The 18,158-nt window shown below is 61.1% G+C and carries 19 protein-coding genes; 6 read left to right on the top strand and 13 right to left on the bottom strand.

The genetic code is table 11. The annotated features are described in order from the left end of the window. The first annotated feature begins 30 nt into the window (after window positions 1-30). The 6 genes from BLT75_RS04425 (at window position 31) to BLT75_RS04395 (ending at window position 6,945) form a co-directional block, all read left to right on the top strand. Window positions 31-1,431, top strand: coding sequence for a 1-acyl-sn-glycerol-3-phosphate acyltransferase (locus tag BLT75_RS04425; RefSeq protein ID WP_093028059.1), 1,401 nt, complete (start codon window positions 31-33; stop codon window positions 1,429-1,431). 108 nt (window positions 1,432-1,539) lie between these two features. Further along, on the top strand, window positions 1,540-2,826 hold the full coding sequence (gene ccrA / locus BLT75_RS04420) for a crotonyl-CoA carboxylase/reductase (RefSeq protein ID WP_093028057.1): 1,287 nt from the start codon (window positions 1,540-1,542) through the stop codon (window positions 2,824-2,826). A gap of 369 nt (window positions 2,827-3,195) precedes the next feature. Continuing rightward, entirely contained in the window at window positions 3,196-3,915 is a 720-nt protein-coding gene (locus BLT75_RS04410; RefSeq protein WP_093028053.1) for a helix-turn-helix transcriptional regulator, read from the top strand. A gap of 84 nt (window positions 3,916-3,999) precedes the next feature. Continuing rightward, on the top strand, window positions 4,000-4,638 hold the full coding sequence (locus BLT75_RS04405; RefSeq protein WP_093028051.1) for an acyl-homoserine-lactone synthase: 639 nt from the start codon (window positions 4,000-4,002) through the stop codon (window positions 4,636-4,638). 46 nt (window positions 4,639-4,684) lie between these two features. Then, window positions 4,685-6,220: an ATP-dependent DNA helicase gene (locus BLT75_RS04400; protein ID WP_093028049.1), complete on the top strand. Its 1,536-nt coding sequence runs from the start codon at window positions 4,685-4,687 to the stop codon at window positions 6,218-6,220. Further along, complete coding sequence (locus BLT75_RS04395; RefSeq protein WP_093028047.1) at window positions 6,217-6,945, top strand: SDR family oxidoreductase; 729 nt, start codon at window positions 6,217-6,219, stop codon at window positions 6,943-6,945. The genes BLT75_RS04400 and BLT75_RS04395 overlap by 4 nt, the downstream gene beginning before the upstream one ends. A 15-nt stretch (window positions 6,946-6,960) precedes the next feature. On the opposite strand, the gene BLT75_RS04390 is transcribed toward BLT75_RS04395, so the two are convergent. The 13 genes from BLT75_RS04390 to BLT75_RS04330 form a co-directional block, all read right to left on the bottom strand. Then, the gene (locus tag BLT75_RS04390) at window positions 6,961-7,737 is read right to left on the bottom strand and encodes a TIGR02186 family protein (protein WP_093028045.1); all 777 of its coding nucleotides are present in this window, start codon (window positions 7,735-7,737) and stop codon (window positions 6,961-6,963) included. A 1-nt stretch (window position 7,738) separates the two neighbouring features. Then, complete coding sequence (locus BLT75_RS04385; protein WP_093028043.1) at window positions 7,739-8,659, bottom strand: sulfite exporter TauE/SafE family protein; 921 nt, start codon at window positions 8,657-8,659, stop codon at window positions 7,739-7,741. Window positions 8,660-8,661: 2 nt separating this feature from the next. Continuing rightward, window positions 8,662-9,585: a sulfite exporter TauE/SafE family protein gene (locus BLT75_RS04380; RefSeq protein WP_093028220.1), complete on the bottom strand. Its 924-nt coding sequence runs from the start codon at window positions 9,583-9,585 to the stop codon at window positions 8,662-8,664. Between the two features lie 91 nt (window positions 9,586-9,676). Further along, window positions 9,677-10,642 (bottom strand): ABC transporter permease, encoded by a 966-nt coding sequence (locus BLT75_RS04375; protein WP_093028041.1) that lies wholly within the window; start codon window positions 10,640-10,642, stop codon window positions 9,677-9,679. Next, window positions 10,642-11,736, bottom strand: coding sequence for an ABC transporter permease (locus tag BLT75_RS04370; protein WP_093028039.1), 1,095 nt, complete (start codon window positions 11,734-11,736; stop codon window positions 10,642-10,644). The genes BLT75_RS04375 and BLT75_RS04370 overlap by 1 nt, the downstream gene beginning before the upstream one ends. Next, the gene (locus tag BLT75_RS04365) at window positions 11,736-13,283 is read right to left on the bottom strand and encodes an ABC transporter ATP-binding protein (protein ID WP_245706352.1); all 1,548 of its coding nucleotides are present in this window, start codon (window positions 13,281-13,283) and stop codon (window positions 11,736-11,738) included. Before BLT75_RS04365 ends, BLT75_RS04370 begins: the two co-directional genes overlap by 1 nt. A gap of 99 nt (window positions 13,284-13,382) precedes the next feature. Next, window positions 13,383-14,381 carry a BMP family lipoprotein gene (locus tag BLT75_RS04360; protein ID WP_093028036.1) on the bottom strand — a complete coding sequence of 333 codons (999 nt, stop codon included), beginning with the start codon at window positions 14,379-14,381 and terminating at the stop codon, window positions 13,383-13,385. A 155-nt stretch (window positions 14,382-14,536) separates the two neighbouring features. Further along, complete coding sequence (locus BLT75_RS04355; protein WP_093028034.1) at window positions 14,537-14,950, bottom strand: GNAT family N-acetyltransferase; 414 nt, start codon at window positions 14,948-14,950, stop codon at window positions 14,537-14,539. Then, window positions 14,947-15,537, bottom strand: coding sequence for a tRNA (adenosine(37)-N6)-threonylcarbamoyltransferase complex dimerization subunit type 1 TsaB (tsaB, locus tag BLT75_RS04350; RefSeq protein ID WP_093028032.1), 591 nt, complete (start codon window positions 15,535-15,537; stop codon window positions 14,947-14,949). Before tsaB ends, BLT75_RS04355 begins: the two co-directional genes overlap by 4 nt. Then, window positions 15,527-16,090 (bottom strand): NifU family protein, encoded by a 564-nt coding sequence (locus tag BLT75_RS04345; protein WP_093028031.1) that lies wholly within the window; start codon window positions 16,088-16,090, stop codon window positions 15,527-15,529. Before BLT75_RS04345 ends, tsaB begins: the two co-directional genes overlap by 11 nt. A 70-nt stretch (window positions 16,091-16,160) precedes the next feature. Further along, window positions 16,161-16,754 carry a 2-hydroxychromene-2-carboxylate isomerase gene (locus BLT75_RS04340; protein WP_093028029.1) on the bottom strand — a complete coding sequence of 198 codons (594 nt, stop codon included), beginning with the start codon at window positions 16,752-16,754 and terminating at the stop codon, window positions 16,161-16,163. 10 nt (window positions 16,755-16,764) lie between these two features. Beyond that, window positions 16,765-17,220 (bottom strand): universal stress protein, encoded by a 456-nt coding sequence (locus BLT75_RS04335; protein ID WP_093028216.1) that lies wholly within the window; start codon window positions 17,218-17,220, stop codon window positions 16,765-16,767. Between the two features lie 59 nt (window positions 17,221-17,279). Further along, complete coding sequence (locus BLT75_RS04330) at window positions 17,280-18,143, bottom strand: branched-chain amino acid aminotransferase (RefSeq protein WP_093028027.1); 864 nt, start codon at window positions 18,141-18,143, stop codon at window positions 17,280-17,282. Window positions 18,144-18,158 lie beyond the last annotated feature (15 nt).

Raw genomic sequence — 18,158 nt, 5'->3', positions numbered from 1 at the left:
AGGCGCGGCTTTTGGTGGCAGGGTGCGGCCATGACCGAGACCGTGGAACTTCCGCTTTGGCTGTTCGTGCTGATCGTGCTATTCGCAGCGGTCACTTTTGCGTCGCATTTTTTGTTTCCATCGGTGCGGTGGTTTTTTCGCCGTCGGCTCGAACGTGCTGTCACCCGATTGAACACCCGGCTGGCGCGGCCGATTCAGCCATTCAAGCTGGCGCGGCGGCACGACATGATCCAGAGACTGATCTATGACCCCGAAGTTGCCAGAGCGGTCCAGGAACGTGCGCGCGAAGAGAGTATTCCCGAAGCGGTCGCGTTCGAACAGGCGCGAAGATATGCCCGTGAAATCGTTCCGGGGTTTTCCGCATTCACCTACTTCAGTTTCGCCATCCGGCTGGCGCGGTTTCTTTCGAACTCGTTTTACCGTGTCCGGCTGGGGCATCTGAATCCGGAGGCGCTGAAACAGATCGACCCCGAGGCGACGGTGGTTTTTGTCATGAACCATCGCAGCAACATGGATTACGTGCTGGTGACCTATCTGGCCGCAGATCAGTCGGCACTGAGCTATGCGGTTGGGGAATGGGCAAGGGTCTGGCCGCTGAGTGGCCTGATCCGGGCCATGGGGGCGTATTTTATCCGCCGCAGATCACGCAGCGATCTGTACCGCAAGGTTTTGGCCACCTACGTCCGTCACGCAACCGAGGCCGGGGTGACGCAAGCAATGTTTCCCGAGGGAGGGTTGAGCCTGACCGGGGGATTGGGCAGGCCGAAGCTGGGTCTCTTGAAATATATCGTGGACGGGGCCGACCCCTCGGGGCGCGATGTCGTGTTCGTGCCTGTATCGCTGAACTATGACCGGGTGCTGGAGGATACGATTCTGACTGCGGCGGCAAACAGCGGCGAGCGTAGGTTCCGGGCGCGGATCGGCGTTATCACCATGTGGTCGCTGAAACAGTTCTGGCGCAAGATCACCGGCCGGTTCCACCGTTTCGGCTATGCTGCAGTGAGTTTTGGAGCGCCGCTGTCCCTGACCGAGTTCCGGCGGGACAGGGAGGGGGATGTCACGGTTCCGCTGGCCAGAGAACTCATGCTGCGCATCGGATCCGTTGTGCCGGTGTTGCCTGTGCCAATGGTGGCCTGGCTGATCCGGCAGCACGGGCCGATGACCCGCAGCGCGCTTGCCTCGGCCTTCGACGATGTGCTTGCCGGTCTGCCTAACGCTCAGATTCACCTGCCACGCGATGACCGATTTTACGCGATCGAGGTAGGTCTGCGCCAGTTGATTGATCGCCGGGTTCTGGTCGAGAAGGATGGGCGATTTGGCCCCGGAACCGAAAGGCAGGAGTTGCTGGGCTACTACGCGGCGTCGATTGAGCATCTGATGGATGGCAGCGCTGCATATGCGAAAGAACTTTCTGCACCCGCTGGGTCATAAAATTACAAAATTACACCGAATGTTGTTGCAATGTTGCGCACTCGTTAGTACTTCATCCTTAGAGCTGCGATTCTGCATTGCGGCAACGACTTGATAAAGGAGGCCACCATGGCTTTGGACACCGACAGCGGTATCGCTTCCTACGAGGCGCCCGAAAAAGATCTTTATGAAATGGGCGAAATCCCCCCGTTGGGATACGTTCCGAAGAAGATGTACGCTTGGGCGATCCGCAGGGAACGCCATGGCGAGCCCGATACCGCGATGCAGCAGGAGGTCGTGGATATCCCCGTGCTCGACAGCCATGAGGTGCTGGTGCTGGTGATGGCCGCAGGCGTCAACTACAACGGTGTCTGGGCGGCGCTGGGTAAGCCGATCAGCCCCTTCGACGGCCACAAGCAGCCCTATCACATCGCGGGTTCCGACGCCGCGGGCATCGTTTGGGCGGTGGGTGACAGGGTCAAGCGCTGGAAGGTCGGCGACGAAGTGGTGATCCACTGCAACCAGGACGACGGCGATGACGAGGAATGCAACGGCGGCGATCCGATGTATTCTCCGAGCCAGCGCATCTGGGGGTACGAGACGCCCGACGGCTCGTTCGCGCAATTCACCCGTGTTCAAGCGCAACAGCTGATGCCGCGCCCCAAGCATCTGACCTGGGAGGAAAGCGCCTGCTACACGCTGACGCTGGCGACCGCTTACCGGATGCTTTTCGGCCACCCGCCGCATGACCTGCAGCCGGGTCAGAACGTCCTGGTCTGGGGCGCGTCGGGCGGTCTGGGCTCCTATGCGATCCAGCTGATCAACACTGCCGGCGCGAACGCGATCGGCGTGATTTCGGACGAGGACAAGCGCGACTTCGTCATGGGGCTGGGCGCCAAGGGCGTGATCAACCGCAAGGAATTCAAGTGCTGGGGACAACTGCCCACGGTCAATACGCCGGAATATGCCGAGTGGTTGAAAGAGGCCCGCAAGTTCGGCAAGGCGATCTGGGATATCACCGGCAAGGGTGTGAACGTGGACATGGTCTTTGAACATCCCGGCGAGGCGACCTTTCCGGTGTCGTCGCTGGTGGTGAAAAAGGGCGGCATGGTGGTCATCTGCGCCGGCACCAGCGGGTTCAACTGTACCTTTGATGTGCGTTACATGTGGATGCACCAGAAGCGCCTGCAGGGCTCGCACTTCGCTCATCTGAAACAGGCGGCGGCCGCCAACCGGCTGATGCTGGAGCGTCGTCTTGATCCTTGCATGTCCGAAGTGTTCACCTGGAATGATCTGCCCGAGGCGCATATGAAGATGATGCGCAACGAACACAAGCCGGGCAACATGTCAGTTCTGGTGCAATCGCCCCGGACGGGTCTGCGGACTCTTGAAGAAGTGCTCGACGCCCGGGGTTAACCCCGCTTTCAGCTTGAAGCAGTCAACATGCCCGCGAATCACAGATGTGGTTCGCGGGCCATTTCGTTTGCAACCGGCGCAGACAGCGTTTCAGTGGTTTGCGAATTTGTGCCTCACTACTTTTGGGGAGTGGAAAGAAGCGAATTTCCTAACCCAATGGGTACATGCTATGGTTGAGTTAACGCTTCGTTAACCTTTTCGGGGAGAGTCTGATGCCACATAACGAATGGATCCTGGACGTACTGTCGGACCTCAAATCTTTCGCCGTGGCGAACGGTCTGAGTGCGCTGGCCGAGCAGCTTGACGATACCAAGTTGATCGCCGCTACCGAGATTGCGTCCAAGTACGAAGAGGCATTGGCGCTTACTCATGGACGGAAAAGTCAATTTGGAGCCCATCCTCGAGGAGTTGGACGCTGCCAGCGCGCTTGAGGAGCTAGAGCAGGTAACCCGGACGCTGCGGGATACCCTCGCCATTGATCACATTGTCTATCACTGGGTAGACAGCGCAGGGGATCAGTACGGGTGTACGACATACCCGCAACCTTGGGTCGACCGCTACCTGTTACAGAATTATCACCGGATTGATCCGGTCATTCTGGGGTGCTTCCAAAGGTTTCACCCGGTTGACTGGAAACGCCTCGATTGGTCCGGCAAGGTGGCAAGGGCATTCCTGAAGGACGCCATGGAACATGGCATTGGCAACCAGGGGTACTCGATACCGATCCGGGGGCCAAACGGGCAGTTCGCCCTGTTCACGGTGAACCACACCTGCGACGATACCGTCTGGTCTGATTTTACCTCGACCTATTCGCGGGACCTGATCCTGATCGCGCATTACTTCAACCGTAAAGCGCTGGAATTCGAAGCCAACCGCCAACCGGAATTCTCGCGAACCTTGTCCCCTAGGGAAGTGGACGCCATGACCTTGCTGGCGCTCGGGTACAACCGGGCGCAGGTTGCTCATTCCCTGTCGATTTCAGAGCATACCTTGCGGGTCTATATTGAAAGCGCCCGGTTCAAACTGGGCGCCCTGAATACAACCCATGCGATAGCGACGGCGATGAGTCGCGGTTTGATCGTGGTTTAATGCGGTGCACGACCTAATGACCGGATGTTAACCATTCTTTCGTACCCCTTTTGTTCCATATTGGGACGGCAAGGGGACAAAATCATGTTGCGTTACCTGTATGCAGACGAGTTGTACCAGTTTCCAAAGTTGGCGAGGTCGATGTTTCTGGATCGTGCCGACCAGTTCAAGACACGTCTTGGTTGGGATGTTCAAATCAACGAGACTGGCGAGGAAAGGGATCGCTACGACGACCTGAACCCGCTTTATGTCATTTGGGAAGAGCCTGACGGTACGCATGGCGGATCGATGCGCTTTCTGCCTACCACAGGGCCGGTGATGATAAACGACGTCTTTGGGCATCTGACCGGTGGAAGCCCGATCTGCAGCCCGCTGATCTGGGAGGTGACACGCTTTTGCCTGTCACGGCGGGCCAGTTCGGTCGTTGCGGGGGCCATCATGCTGAGCGGCGGCGAGGTCATGGATGGGTTCGGCTTGACCCATATAGCGGGCGTCTTCGACGACAGGATGATTCGAATTTATCGCCTGATCGGAGCTTCGCCGGAAATTCTGGGCAGCGAAGGTGAGGGCCGCAATCGGGTATATGTCGGTCTGTGGCCCTATTCGTCTGCCGATTGCGAGCGTGTTGCCGCCCGCGCGGGTGTGTCGCGCGACCTGTCGCGCATGTGGTTCAACGCGGCTTTTGCAAAGGGCGGCCAGCTGCGGAAACTGCGTTCGGCATGACCTGACGGTACTGGTGTGGCGCGACCCTCGCCTGTAGGGTCGCGCCATGACACAGAATGCCGTCACCTTTTCCGACGATCAGGCCAGTGCCTATGACGCGATTGCCGAGCTGTTGAACGCCGCTGGCATCGACCTGGAGGACGAAGCGCTGTTGCGCCCGCCTGGCGGCGGCGTGACCGGCGTGATGGCCGTCATCGGCAAGGCGGGATCGGGAAAGACGTTGCTGCTGGCCGAGTTGTGCAAGACCCTGACGCAGGCCGGTGTGCAGGTCGTGTCCGGCGACTATGAAGGGCGAAAGACCAAGGACCGCCGAACCCTGGCGGTGCTTGCCCCCACCAACAAGGCGGCCAGCGTCTTGCGGCTGCGCGGCGTTCCTGCAACCACAATTCACCGCATCCTTTATACCCCGGTCTACGATCCGGATTACGAGCGGATCGCCGAATGGCTGGCAGGCAACGGTGAGCGCCCGGAGATCGAAGGGCTGAGCTATGAGGCGCTGGACCGCGCCGCCTCGTTTTATGCGCGCAACAATTCGATCCCCGGGGCTTTGGCGGCTGCGGGGCTGCGCGGATCTGATTTCATCACAGGTTGGAAGCGGCGAGAAGAACCGCTTGATATAGGCTTCATCGACGAAGCCTCGATGCTCGACGACCGCCAGTTCGAGGACCTCAAGGAGATATTCCCGACGCTGGTTCTGTTCGGCGATCCGGCACAGCTGGCGCCGGTGAACCAGTCGGGTTCGATGGTGTTCGACGGATTGCCCGAGCCTCGCAAATTGAACCTGAGCCGCGTTCACCGGCAGGAGGCGGACAACCCTATCCTGGACCTTGCCCATGCGTTGGCCGACCCGGCGCTGGATTTCGAAACCTTCGAGCACATGGTCGAGGACAAGGCACGCGGGGACGACCGGATCGTCTGGGGACAGAGGGTCGAGGTGGACCTGATGGCGCGCAGCCCGGTCCTGGTCTGGCGCAACGCCACCCGAATCCGCCTGATCAATGCCTTTCGCACTGTTTATGGCGCTCCGGACGAGGAACTGCTGGAGGGCGAGCCGCTGATCTGCGACGGGATTGAATTGCCGCTGAAGCACCGCAAGAAGCGGCTCGATCTGGAGGCGCGCGGGCTGATCAAGGGCGCGCAGGTGATCTATCTCGGCCCCGGCCGCAAACCCGGGTTTTCGCGGCTGCACGTGATCGGTGCCGAAGATCCGCAAGTCTCGGCTGCCTCGATCGTCAAGATTGAAAAGCCGGATGAGGAAGAACCGTTCATCCCTTTTGCCGCGCGTATGGGCGCAACATTTCTGCACGGGGCGGCGGTGACCATTCACAAGGCGCAGGGGTCGCAGTGGGAAACCGTGCAGGTCTTTGCTCCGGATCTCTATGCCGCCGCGCGTGCAGGACGTGTCGAAGCAGGGCAACCCTTGTGGAAACGGCTGGCCTATGTGGCCATAACCCGGGCACAGGAACGGTTGATCTGGGTTGTTCGCAACCGTTTGTCGAAACCGACGCACCCCTTGCAGGTTGAGGATCTACGACAGGCCGCCGCACCCGTTCTGACACTCGAAGAGGAGACACCTGAATGAAAACCATCCTGATCACTGGCGCCAGTTCCGGTATCGGACGGGCCACTGCCGAATTGTTCCTTGCCGAAGGATGGACTGTCGGGCTGCTGGCGCGCCGGAGTGATCTTCTGGACGACATGGCGGCGGGCCAGGCGCGGGCAATACCCCTGGCTGCCGATGTCACCGAGCCGGAAGCCGTCGAAGCGGCTTTCGACCGGTTTTGCATGCAGACAGGGCGGTTGGATGTCTTGTTCAACAACGCGGGTATCTTCGCCCCGGGCGGCACCATTGACGAGATCGCGCTGGACGACTGGTACAGGTCGGTCAATGTCAACCTGAACGGGATGTTCCTGTGTGCCCGTGCGGCCTTTGCCCGGATGCGCCGACAAGAGCCGCAGGGCGGCCGTATCATCAACAACGGCTCGATCGCGGCCCATGCACCGCGGCCGAATTCCGTGCACTATACCGCAACCAAACACGCCATCACCGGGCTGACCCGCAGCCTGTCGCTGGATGGGCGCGGGTTCGGCATCGCCGCCGGACAGATCGACATTGGCAATGCGCGTACAGACATTGTCGAGAGCCTGAACAAGGCCGTGCTTGAACAGGGGCGGGTGCCCGATCCCACGATGGCGGTCGAAGATGCGGCGCGTTCGGTGCTGCACATGGCCAGCCTGCCCGCCGAGGCCAATGTTCTGTTCATGACGGTGATGGCGACCACCATGCCCTATGTTGGCCGGGGCTGATCCCGGCCAGACCCATCAGTTGCCTCGCAGGGCCCGGAAAGCTGCGGAGGCACCCCAACCGGCGGCAATTGCAATGGCCAGCGACAACAATCCATAAACTATGGGTTGTTGTCGCGACAGGTTGAACAGGAAGCGCTCCAGCCCGACTTTCTGGACATCTATCGTGGTTTGGTAAGTCGATATGACCTTGCCGCCGCGAGTCAGGTAGATCCGGGCTGCGTAGTCGCCTTCGGTCAGGTTGGCCGGCATGTCGATCTCGGTCCGGAACAGGGTTTGTTCATCGACGGCGACGGTGTTTTCACGTATCGAATAGAGACCCTCCCGGGCCCGGATACGCACGACCGCTTCGGCAAACTCCTGAGCATTCTGAATGTTCATGTCCGCCCCGACCGACCGGATCGCACGATTGATCGAGATCTTGTGGCGCAGATCTTCCGTATCCGTGATCACTTCGGTAAACGGGCTGCTGGTTGCAACCGCGTAGAAACTTGGTGCGGCATCAACCAGAACGCTATCGGTGTTTACCCAGATTCCGAACTTCTTTTCCTTTCGACGGACGAGAACCGGCGCAGACGGGCCGGATACCGCAACGATGACTTGCAGCGGGTCACCCGATGGTATTGGACTCTCGCGCTTGATCGCGCCGAAGATCAGGATGTCGGACCCGTCGAAATTGGCGGTAATTGCGACGCGGTCCCGGCTGAGGCCCAGAACGACCTGCTCTTCCGTGGCTTTCACGGCCTTCGGAGCGAACAGCGTTGCGGCAAGCAGGACAAGGCTAAGTACGCGCATGTCAGTGCCCCCCAGTCGTGCCGAGCGAGTAGATCTCGCCCGGCATCAACAGAAGATCCAGCGCCAGTTTGCCGCATACGGCCAGAACCAGCCCGGCCAACAATATGCGCAACTGTTCGGCCTTCATCCGTGCCCCGATCACCGTCCCGATCTGTGCCCCGACCACGCCGCCGATCAACAGTAGGACGGCCAGAACCACATCCACGGTGTAGTTGGTGGTGGCATGCAGCATGGTCGTGAAGCCGGTTACAAAGATGATCTGGAACAGCGAAGTCCCGACGACGACCTTTGTTGGCATTCCCAGCAGATAGATCATTGCAGGCACCATGATGAACCCGCCACCGACACCCATGATCGCCGACAGTACGCCGACAAACAGCCCGACCACCAACGGAGGAATGACCGAGATGTAAAGTCCGGACGTGCGAAAGCGCATCTTGAACGGCATGGCGTGAATCCAGCCTCGCTGACGGCGTTTCGGAGCGGTCCCGCCCGTCTTTCGCGATTTGCGGATGGCATTCAGGCTTTCGATGAACATCAACCCACCGATGATGCCGAGGAACACGACATAGCAGAGCTTGACGAGCAGATCGACCTGGCCGAGGCTTTTGAGATAGTTGAACAGCACAAGGCCCAGGGCGGCCCCGGTCAGGCCGCCGATCAGCAGAACTGTGCCCATCTTCAGATCGACCGTTCGCCTTCGGAAATGCGCCAGAACGCCCGAGAAGGACGAGGCGACGATCTGGTTTGCTTCGGTGGCAACGGCGACCGCCGGAGGTATGCCGATAAAGAACAGCAGCGGCGTCATCAGGAATCCACCGCCGACACCGAACATACCTGAAAGAATACCCACCATCCCGCCCAATCCCAGCAGGAGAAAGGCGTTGACGGACACTTCGGCGATGGGGAGATAAATCTGCACGGTCAGACCCCGCCTGAAACGGAAAGATTGAAATGGTCACCGGGTTCGAGAAGCAACTCGAACCCGATCTTGATCGAGACGGACAGCACAAGCAGGGACAGCAGTACCCGTAGCTGCTCGGCTTTCAGGTAGGCACCAATACGCGTGCCCAATTGCGCGCCCAAGACGCCGCCGACCAGCAGGAACAGGGCCAGGACCACATCGACCGAGAAGTTCGTCGCGGCATGCATCATCGTCGTGAAACCGGCGACAAAGATGATCTGAAACAGCGATGTGCCGATTACCACCTTTGTTGGCATGCCGAGGATATAGATCATTGCGGGCACCATGATGAAACCGCCTCCGACACCCATCACCGCAGACAATACACCGACGCCAAAGCCGACAAACACCGGCGGAAACGCCGAAATGTAAAGGTTGGACGCCCGAAACCGCATCTTCAGCGGCATGGTTTGCACCCAGCTGCGCTGGCGCCTCTTGTACGGGGCGACGGGCGCCGTCGAACGGGATCGCCTGATCGCATTCAGGCTTTCGATGAACATCAGCCCGCCGATGACACCGAGGAACAGGACATAGCAGAGCTGCACCGCAAGATCGACCTGTCCAAGGCTCTTCATCAGGTTGAACAGCGTCATTCCGATTGCAGCGCCAACCAGCCCTCCTGCAAGCAGCACGCCGCCCATCTTCAGGTCAACCGTCCGCTTGCGGAAATGCGCGAGCACACCCGAAATCGAAGAGGCGACGACCTGATTTGCCGATGTCGCCACCGCGACCGCAGGGGGAATGCCGATCAGAAACAGCATGGGGGTAATCAGAAACCCGCCGCCTACACCAAACATCCCCGACAGAATCCCCACGAAGCCGCCAATCCCAAGCAGGATGAGCGGGTTTGCGGATACTTCGGCGATAGGGAGGTATATCTGCATGTTTTTTGTTAAACCGGCACCCCCATTGAAATCAATGAAGAATGCCGCCATGCAGCGAACAGGACTGAAATTCCTTGTCGATCTGGCCCTATCAGCGCTCCTTGACGTAGGGCTCGCCACCCGCCCGAGGGGGGATCGCCTTGCCAACGAACCCGGCAAGGATGACGACGGTCAGCACATAAGGCAGTGCATCCATCACTTGTACCGGAATGACAACGCCGCCGAGGTCGATGTTCTGGAAGCGCAAGGCGATAGCCTGCAACAGGCCGAACAGCAGACAGGCCCCCATGGCATGCCAGGGCCGCCACTTGGCAAAGATCAATGCCGCCAGAGCGATGAAGCCGCGCCCGGCTGTCATGTCCTTGACGAACCCGGCTTGCAGCGCGGTTGCCAGATAGGCCCCGGCAATGCCGCACAGCACGCCGCAGATCGCCACCGCCGCATAGCGCAGCCCCACGACCGAGACGCCGGCGGTGTCCACGGCCGCCGGGTTCTCGCCCACCGCCCGCAGGCGCAGGCCGAACCTTGTTCGGAACAGCACCCACCAGGTCGCGGGCACGGCCAGAAAGGCGACATAGACAAGGATCGAATGCCCGGACAGAAGTTCGGAATAGACCGGACCGATCAGGGGAAACTCCCTCAGACTTTCTGCCAAGGGCCATTCGATCGGCCCGAACCGCCCACCGCCGATCAGCGAAGGCGTACGGCCGCCCTGCTGGAACCAGTCCTGAGCGATCAGGACCGTCATGCCCGCCGCCAGAAAGTTGATGGCGACGCCGGAAATCAGCTGGTTGCCGCGAAAGGTGATCGAGGCAAGCCCATGCAGGCCGGCCAGCACCAGCGAGGCCGCAATGCCTGCCAGAAGACCCAGCCATACCGACCCTGTGACCGCGGCAACAGCGGCCGAAAAGAAGGCCGACATCAGCATCTTGCCCTCTAGCCCGATGTCGAAAATACCGGCGCGCTCGGAAAACAGCCCGGCCAGACAGGCCAGCAGCAGGGGCGTGGCGAGGCGGACCGTTGAATCCAGCACCTGGATGATCGTGAGAAAGTCCATCACGCTTTGCCTTTCCGCAGGGCCAGGAAGATCTTTTCAAGCGGCATCCGGACCATGTTGTCCAGCGCCCCTGTGAACAGGATCACCAGTGCCTGGATGACGACGATCAGCTCGCGCGGGATATTGGTCCACAGCGCCAGTTCCGCGCCGCCCTGGTAGAGAAACCCGAACAGGATTGCCGCCAGGAACACCCCGAACGGGTGGCTGCGCCCCATCAGGGCCACGGCAATACCGATGAAACCGGCGCCCTCGGTCGAGTTCAGGACCAGCCGCTCGGCCTCGCCCATTACGTTGTTGATGGCCATCAGGCCAGCCAGCGCACCCGAGATCAGCATGGCGACCATGGTGATCTTGTAGGGCGAGATACCCGCGTAGAGCGCCCCTGTTTCGGAATGGCCATAGGCGCGGATCTCGTACCCCAGACGGGTGCGCCAGATCAGCGCCCAGACCACGACACAGGCCAGAACCGCCACCAGCAGCGAGACATTGGCCGGTGCCGCCTTGGAGAAGTTGATGCCGATCGGGACCAGAAGTTCGTGCAGCGTAGGCAAATGCACGGTCTCGGCAAACCGTGCGCTGGCCGGATCCATCGAGCCCACCGGGCGCATCACGTTGACCAGCATGTAGTTGAGTAATGCCGCCGCAATGAAGTTGAACATGATCGTGGTGATCACGATATGGCTGCCGCGCCGGGCTTGCAGATAGGCCGGGATCGCCGCCCAGATCGCCCCGAACAGCATCGCGGCCCCGCAGGCGGCCAGCAAGGCGATGCTCCAATGCGGCCATGGCACGTAAAGACAGACCAGCGCCACGCCCAGCCCGCCCAGCATCGCCTGACCTTCGCCGCCGATGTTGAACAATCGGGCGTGAAAGGCGACGGCCACGGCCAGGCCGGTGAACATGAAATTGGTGGCATAGTAGAGCGTGTAACCCCAGCCATAGGTCGACCCAAGCGCGCCGGATACCATCATGTTGACGGCGGCGACCGGGTCTTCGCCGATGCCGAGGATAACCAGTGCCGACAGGATCGCAGCCAGGATCAGGCTGATCAGGGGAATGAGGACCACATCGGCCCATTGGGGCATCTTGTCCATCAGGCGGCCTCCCCGCTGACACCGGCCATCAACAGGCCCAGTTCCTTTTCATCGGTCTCATGCGGCAGACGTTCGCCCATGATATGGCCGTCGAACATCACGGCGATACGGTCGGCGAGGCCGAAGATTTCCTCCAGTTCGACCGAGACCAGCAGCACCGCCTTGCCCTGGTCGCGCAGGGCGACGATCTGCTTGTGGATGAACTCGATGGCACCGATATCGACCCCGCGCGTGGGTTGACCGACCAGCAGCAGGTCAGGATTGCGTTCGATCTCGCGCGCAACGACGATCTTCTGCTGGTTGCCGCCCGAGAAGTTCTTGGCCGCCAGCCATCCATCGGCGGGGCGGACATCGAACTTCTCGATCTTGCGGTCGGTATCGGCGCGCAGAGCGGCGTTGTTCATGAAGATGCCGGATTGATAGGCCGGATCGTGGTGATAGCCGAAGGCGACGTTTTCCCAGGCGTGGAACTCCATGATCAGCCCTTCGCGCTGGCGGTCTTCGGGAACATGCGCCACATGGGCGGCGCGGCGCGCACGGGCATCCGATCCCGGCCCGCTCAGCGGCAGGGCTCTGCCGTTCAGCCGGATCGCGCCGCTGCCCGGGCGCATGCCGCCCAGAACCTCGAGCAATTCCGACTGGCCATTGCCCGCGACGCCGGCAATGCCCAGGATCTCGCCCGCGCGCACGGTCAGGTCGATGCCCTTGACCCGTTCGACTCCCTTTTCATCGACCACGCGCAGGTTCTCGATCTCCAGGATCGGCTTGCCGGGCCTGGCGGGCACCTTGTCGACGCGCAGCAGCACCTTGCGGCCCACCATCAGTTCGGCCAGATGCTCGGGACTGGTTTCAGAGGTCTTGACGGTGGCCGTCATCTCGCCGCGCCGCATCACGCTGACGGTATCGGTCGCCTCCATGATCTCGCGCAGCTTATGGGTAATCAGGATGATCGTCTTGCCCTCGTCCTTGAGCCGATGAAGGATGCGGAACAGCTGATCGGCCTCGGCCGGGGTCAGCACGCCGGTCGGCTCGTCCAGGATCAGGATTTCCGCCTGCCGGTACAGCGCCTTGAGGATTTCGACCCGCTGCTGCTGTCCGACGCCGATTTCTTCGATCACCGCGTCGGGGTTCACGTTCAGCTCGTATTCGGCGGCCAGTTCCGCCAGCGTCTTGCGCGCCTTGGCCAGCGAGGGTTGCAGCAAGCCGCCGTCTTCGGCGCCGAGAATGATGTTTTCCAGCACCGTGAAATTCTGCACCAGTTTGAAGTGCTGGAACACCATGCCGATACCGGCGGCGATGGCCGCCTGGCTGTCGGGGATCTCGGTCTTCTTTCCTTTGATCCAGATCTCGCCCTTGTCGGCCTTGTAGAAGCCGTAGAGGATGCTCATCAGCGTGGATTTGCCCGCGCCATTTTCGCCGATGATTCCGTGGATCGTGCCGGGGGCGACGCTGATCGAGATATTCTTGTTTGCTTGCACAGGTCCAAAGGACTTGGAAATCCCTTTGAGCTCGATGGCGGGGACAGCCTTGATTGTTTTATCTTCCACGACAGATCACGCGCTCATTTTGTGAAACCGGGATATCCTTTTGCAAGAAGGACCGCGCGGAGCGAAACCGCGCGGTCCCCCTTCTGACATAAGCAAGGCTTAGAACTTCAGCGCGGGGCAGCTGTCGTTCTCATAGTAGCTGACGACCTTCAGATTGCCGTCGATGATGTCCTGGCGCGCCTTGTCGACTGCGGCCTTCATCTCGTCTGAAATCAGCGACGCGTTGTTCTCGTCCAGAGCGTAGCCCACGCCTTCTTCGGCGAGGCCCATGTTGAAGACGCCGGTTTCCAGGTTCTCGCCCGCCTTCATCGCGTCATAAACCGCGACATCCACGCGCTTGAGCATCGAGGTCAGAACCTTGCCCGGGTGCAGGTGGTTCTGGTTGCTGTCCACGCCGATGGACAGGATGCCTTCGTCGGCGGCGGTCTGCAGCACGCCGACACCGGTCCCGCCGGCAGCGGCATAGACCACGTCGGCGCCCTGGCTGATCTGGGCCTTGGTCAGTTCCGACCCCTTGACCGGGTCGTTCCAGGCGGCCGGGGTGGTGCCGGTCATGTTGGCGACGATCTTGATGTCCGGGTTGACCGCCTTGGCGCCCTGGGCATAGCCGCAGCCGAAGTGGCGGATCAGCGGGATGTCCATACCGCCGACAAAGCCAACGGTGCCTGATTTCGAAGCCATCGCCGCCATCATGCCGACCAGATAAGAGCCTTCGTGCTCGGCAAAACCGATCTGCCGGATATTCGGGGCATCAAGCCAGGTGACGTCAACCGCGACGAACTTGGTGTCGGGGTAGTCCGCTGCCACTGCACTCAGCGGGTCGGCCATGGCAAAGCCCATGGTGATCACCGGGTTGGCGCCCGCTTCGGCAAAACGGCGCAGGGCCTGCTCGCGCTGGGCTTCGGATTGCAGTTCGATCTCGCGGAAGCTGCCGCCGGTCTCGTCGGCCCAGCGCTTGGCGCCGTTGAAGGCAGCTTCGTTGAAGGATTTGTCGAACTTGCCCCCGAGATCAAAGATCAGGGCCGGTTCGGCAAGGGCTGCGCCCGCAGTCAGCGCAACGGCTGCCGCGGCGCCCATCAGGGTTTTCATGAGGCTCATAATGTACTCCCGTTGGTTATTTTCCGGGGCGGTGGACAAATCCGGACACCCCGCTCATAGCGAGCAGAACTGCTGTGATGGCGATGATTAAGGCCGCTTGCCCGGCCGCCGGTCAACCGCTTTTTGACCGCCTGGTCCGCAATTCTTACTTGCCGTCAGGGCAAGGGGCGTTCCATGAGGATCGCATTCACCTTTTTCCCGTCCGCGCGCTGATAATAGGCTTTGCGCAGGCCACAGGGCACGTAGCCACAACCGGCATAGAGCGCGATGGCTGCCGAATTGTCGGCGGCAACATCGAGCAGTCCCCGGCGTGCACCTCTTCGAAAGGCTTCGGTTTGCCAATTGTTCATGCAGGCGCGGGCGAGGCCGCGGCGGCGTTGCGCCGGATCGGTGGCGATCGTCAGCAATTCGGCTTCGTCGCCAATAACCTGGAACACTGCAAAACAGTCAACGGAGCCGATGGCATGAACGAACTCGCCGGCCAGCAGGTCGGCAAATTCCGTTTCCGTCCATGCGCGGGTTTCGGAAAAGGCCAAGGCATGGGTCCGGGCCATCTCTTTGGGGGTCATGGGTCGAGAAGCGCCGGGGCGACGTCGCGCGACGGGGCCGCGTCGGCCGGCCTGACATAAAGCGGCGCCGGAGGGGCTGAGGTTTCCGCGGCCCGCTCGGCGGCGAGCACGGCAATCGCTTCGGCCAGCGCGCACGGCGAAAACTCGGTTTGCAGCGGCCCGAGAGAGGCAGTTTCGTCTCGGCTCACCAGCATTGCCTCACCTCCGGCGGGCCGAATGTAGACCTGATCTCGTGGGGCCGGGATCGCCGGAAGATGGCCGGGGGCCGTGTCTGGTTCGCGTGCGTCGAATCCATCGACGCCCACGGCGGGAATGCCGAGGGCCAAGGCAAGGCCGCGTGCTGCGGCAACCGAGATCCGGATGCCGGTGAAATTGCCCGGACCGACGCCCACGCCGATCGCCGTCAGATCACGCCAGGTTTTTCCGGCCTCTTGCAGAACCTCCTCGAGCAAAGGGATTAGACGTTCGGCCTGACCGCGCCCCATGTCTTCGGCGCGGGCGGCAACGATGCGGTCGCCCACCAGCAAAGCGGCCGCGCAATGCGCGGCCGATGTGTCAAAAGCCAGAACGACCGGGTCAGACGGCAACGGGACGCACCTCGGTCACTTCGGGGATGTAGTGGCGCAGCAAATTCTCGATCCCCATCTTGAGGGTGAGCGTGGACGAAGGGCAACCGGCGCAAGCACCCTGCATGTGCAGATAGACCACGCCCCTGTCGAAGCCGTGGAACGTAATGTCGCCGCCGTCCTGGGCAACGGCCGGACGCACGCGGCTATCCAGCAGCGCCTTGATCTGGTTCACGATTTCCGAATCTTCGCCGCTGTGATCGGCATGGCCCGAGGCCGTTTGCGCATCCGCGCCCATCACCGGCTGGCCGGACTGGTAATGCTCCATCACCGCGCCCAGGATTGCCGGTTTGATATGGTCCCAGGCAACGGCATCGGACTTGGTGACGGTCACGAAATCGTTGCCGAAAAACACGCCGGTCACCCCGTCTACCGCGAAGATACGCGCAGCCAGGGGCGATTTCTCTGCCGCTTCGGCCGAAGGAAAATCAGCCGTTCCCGCGTCCAGAACGGTCTGTCCGGGCAGGAACTTCAGCGTCGCCGGATTGGGTGTGGATTCAGTCTGGATGAACATGGTCGGAATTCCTTATCGCTCTGGTCAGATATGAGGCGTGACCCGGCTGATGTCAATCTTTGGAACTGTTCTAAAGTGAGGCGGCGCATGCAATCGCCTGGTCCAGGCGGTCGTCTCCCCAGAACAACTCGTCCTGCACGATGAAACTGGGTGCACCGAAAAGCCCCAGATGCACGGCCCGCTCTCCCTGGGCGAACAACTCTGCCTTGGTCTCTTCGTGCCGGGCCTGATCCATCATGTCGGACGGCAAGCCAGCCCTGTCCCAGCACGCAGCGAGAACCTTTGGCTCCGAGATGTTTTCCCGGTCTGCGAACTGCGCCGAAAAGACTGCCCGCGTGAAGGGTGCGATGCGGCCCGCCCTGCGGGCCACCAGTGCCAGGCGCGCGGCCGACAGACCGTTTTGCGGAAACGGATCTGGCCTAAAGAAGGGCAAGCCGCGCAAGGCGCAGAGACGCTCCATGTCGCGCCACATGTAGCGGCCTTTGGCGGCGTAGAGGTTGAAGGGTGAACTTGTCCATCCTTGCGCGGCAAAGATCGGACCCAGCAGGAACGGTTCCCATTGAACGCTCACACCATGACGGTGCGCCGCCTCTTCGATCCGCATTGCCGACAGGTAGGAATATGTCGATGCGAATTCGAACCAGAATTGGATTGTCCCGGCCATCTTCCGGCCTTCAGGTGATCGCTTCAAGCTTTTCCTTGCTCAGGTCGCCCGGAACGATGGTGATCGGAATTGGCAGGCTGCCCGATGATCGGCTCATCTGCGACACCAGCGGGCCGGGGCCTTTCTTGTCGGTTCCGGCACCCAGTACCAGCACACCTATTTCCGGGTCTTCCTGAATATGCGCGATGATCTCGGGCACCGGTTCGCCTTCGCGGATGATCAGTTCGGGTTCGATGCCTTGCTTGTCACGCATCCATTTGGCAAAGACCTCGAAATGCGCGTGAATACGTTCACGGGCCTCCTCGCGCATGACCTCGCCTACGCCGATCCAGTGATTGAATTCGTCCGGCGGGATGACCGAAAGGATCGCCACGCCGCCGCCGGTATGGGCCGCACGCATCGCCGCGAACCGCATCGCGTTCAGGCATTCGCGGCTGTCATCGAGAACCACCAGAAACTTGCGCATGAGTTTCCCTTTCTTTCGCCGGATCATGCCCGAGCAGGCTGTGCCTGGCAACCGGGGGTTTACGCCTCCGAAGCTGCCCAGTCCCAGTAAAGCTCACGCGCGCGGCGGGCGATAGGACCAATCTGGTACTGCGTGTCGTCCAGAGCGGTGACAGGCGTTACCTTGTTCATGTTGCCGGACATGAACACCTCGTCGGCAGAGTGGAAATCTGCAAATGTCAGCACCGTTTCATGCACGGTGTACCCGTCGGCCCGCAGGTTTGTCATGTGACGGGCGCGGGTGATGCCAGCCAGGAAGGTGCCGTTGGCGATGGGGGTGAAAACCTCGCCATCCCTGACCATGAAGATGTTTGCTGTCGCCGTTTCAGCCACGTTGCCCATGGCGTCGGCGACCAGTGCATTCGAGAAGCCCTTGGACCGGGCCTCTTGCAACATGCGAGCATTGTTGGGGTAAAGACAGCCTGCCTTGGCATTCACCACGGCGTCCTCCAGCACGGGCCGGCGGAACCGGGTCGTGGTCAGGGTCGCCGATGCGGTAGCGGGCGCCATTGGAATCTCTTCCAGGCAGATCGCGAAACCGGTGGTATCGGCGTTGGGTACGATCGCGGTGATATCGCCGTCGATCCCCCAGTACATCGGCCGGATATAGACGGCCTGGTCCTTGCCATAGGTTTTCAGGCCCTCGTGCACGATCTCGACCATTTCTTCGGTCGAGACGGTCGGCGTAACCATCAACGCCTGGGCCGAGCGATTGACGCGGGCGCAATGTGCGGCCAGGTCTGGTGCCATCCCGTCGAAATACCGCGCGCCGTCGAACACGCCGGACCCCAGCCAGGCGCCGTGGTCGGCCGCGCGCATGATCGGCACGTCTCCGTCATGCCAGGAGCCTTCGAAATAGGTGCGGATGTTCTTGCCGGTTGCCATGGTCGCCTCCCTCGG

Source organism: Ruegeria marina, assembly GCF_900101475.1.
Taxonomy (GTDB): Bacteria; Pseudomonadota; Alphaproteobacteria; order Rhodobacterales; family Rhodobacteraceae; genus Ruegeria_B; species Ruegeria_B marina.
The sequence above is the reverse complement of the archived record's forward strand: the minus strand, read 5'-3'. Positions and strand labels throughout refer to the sequence as shown.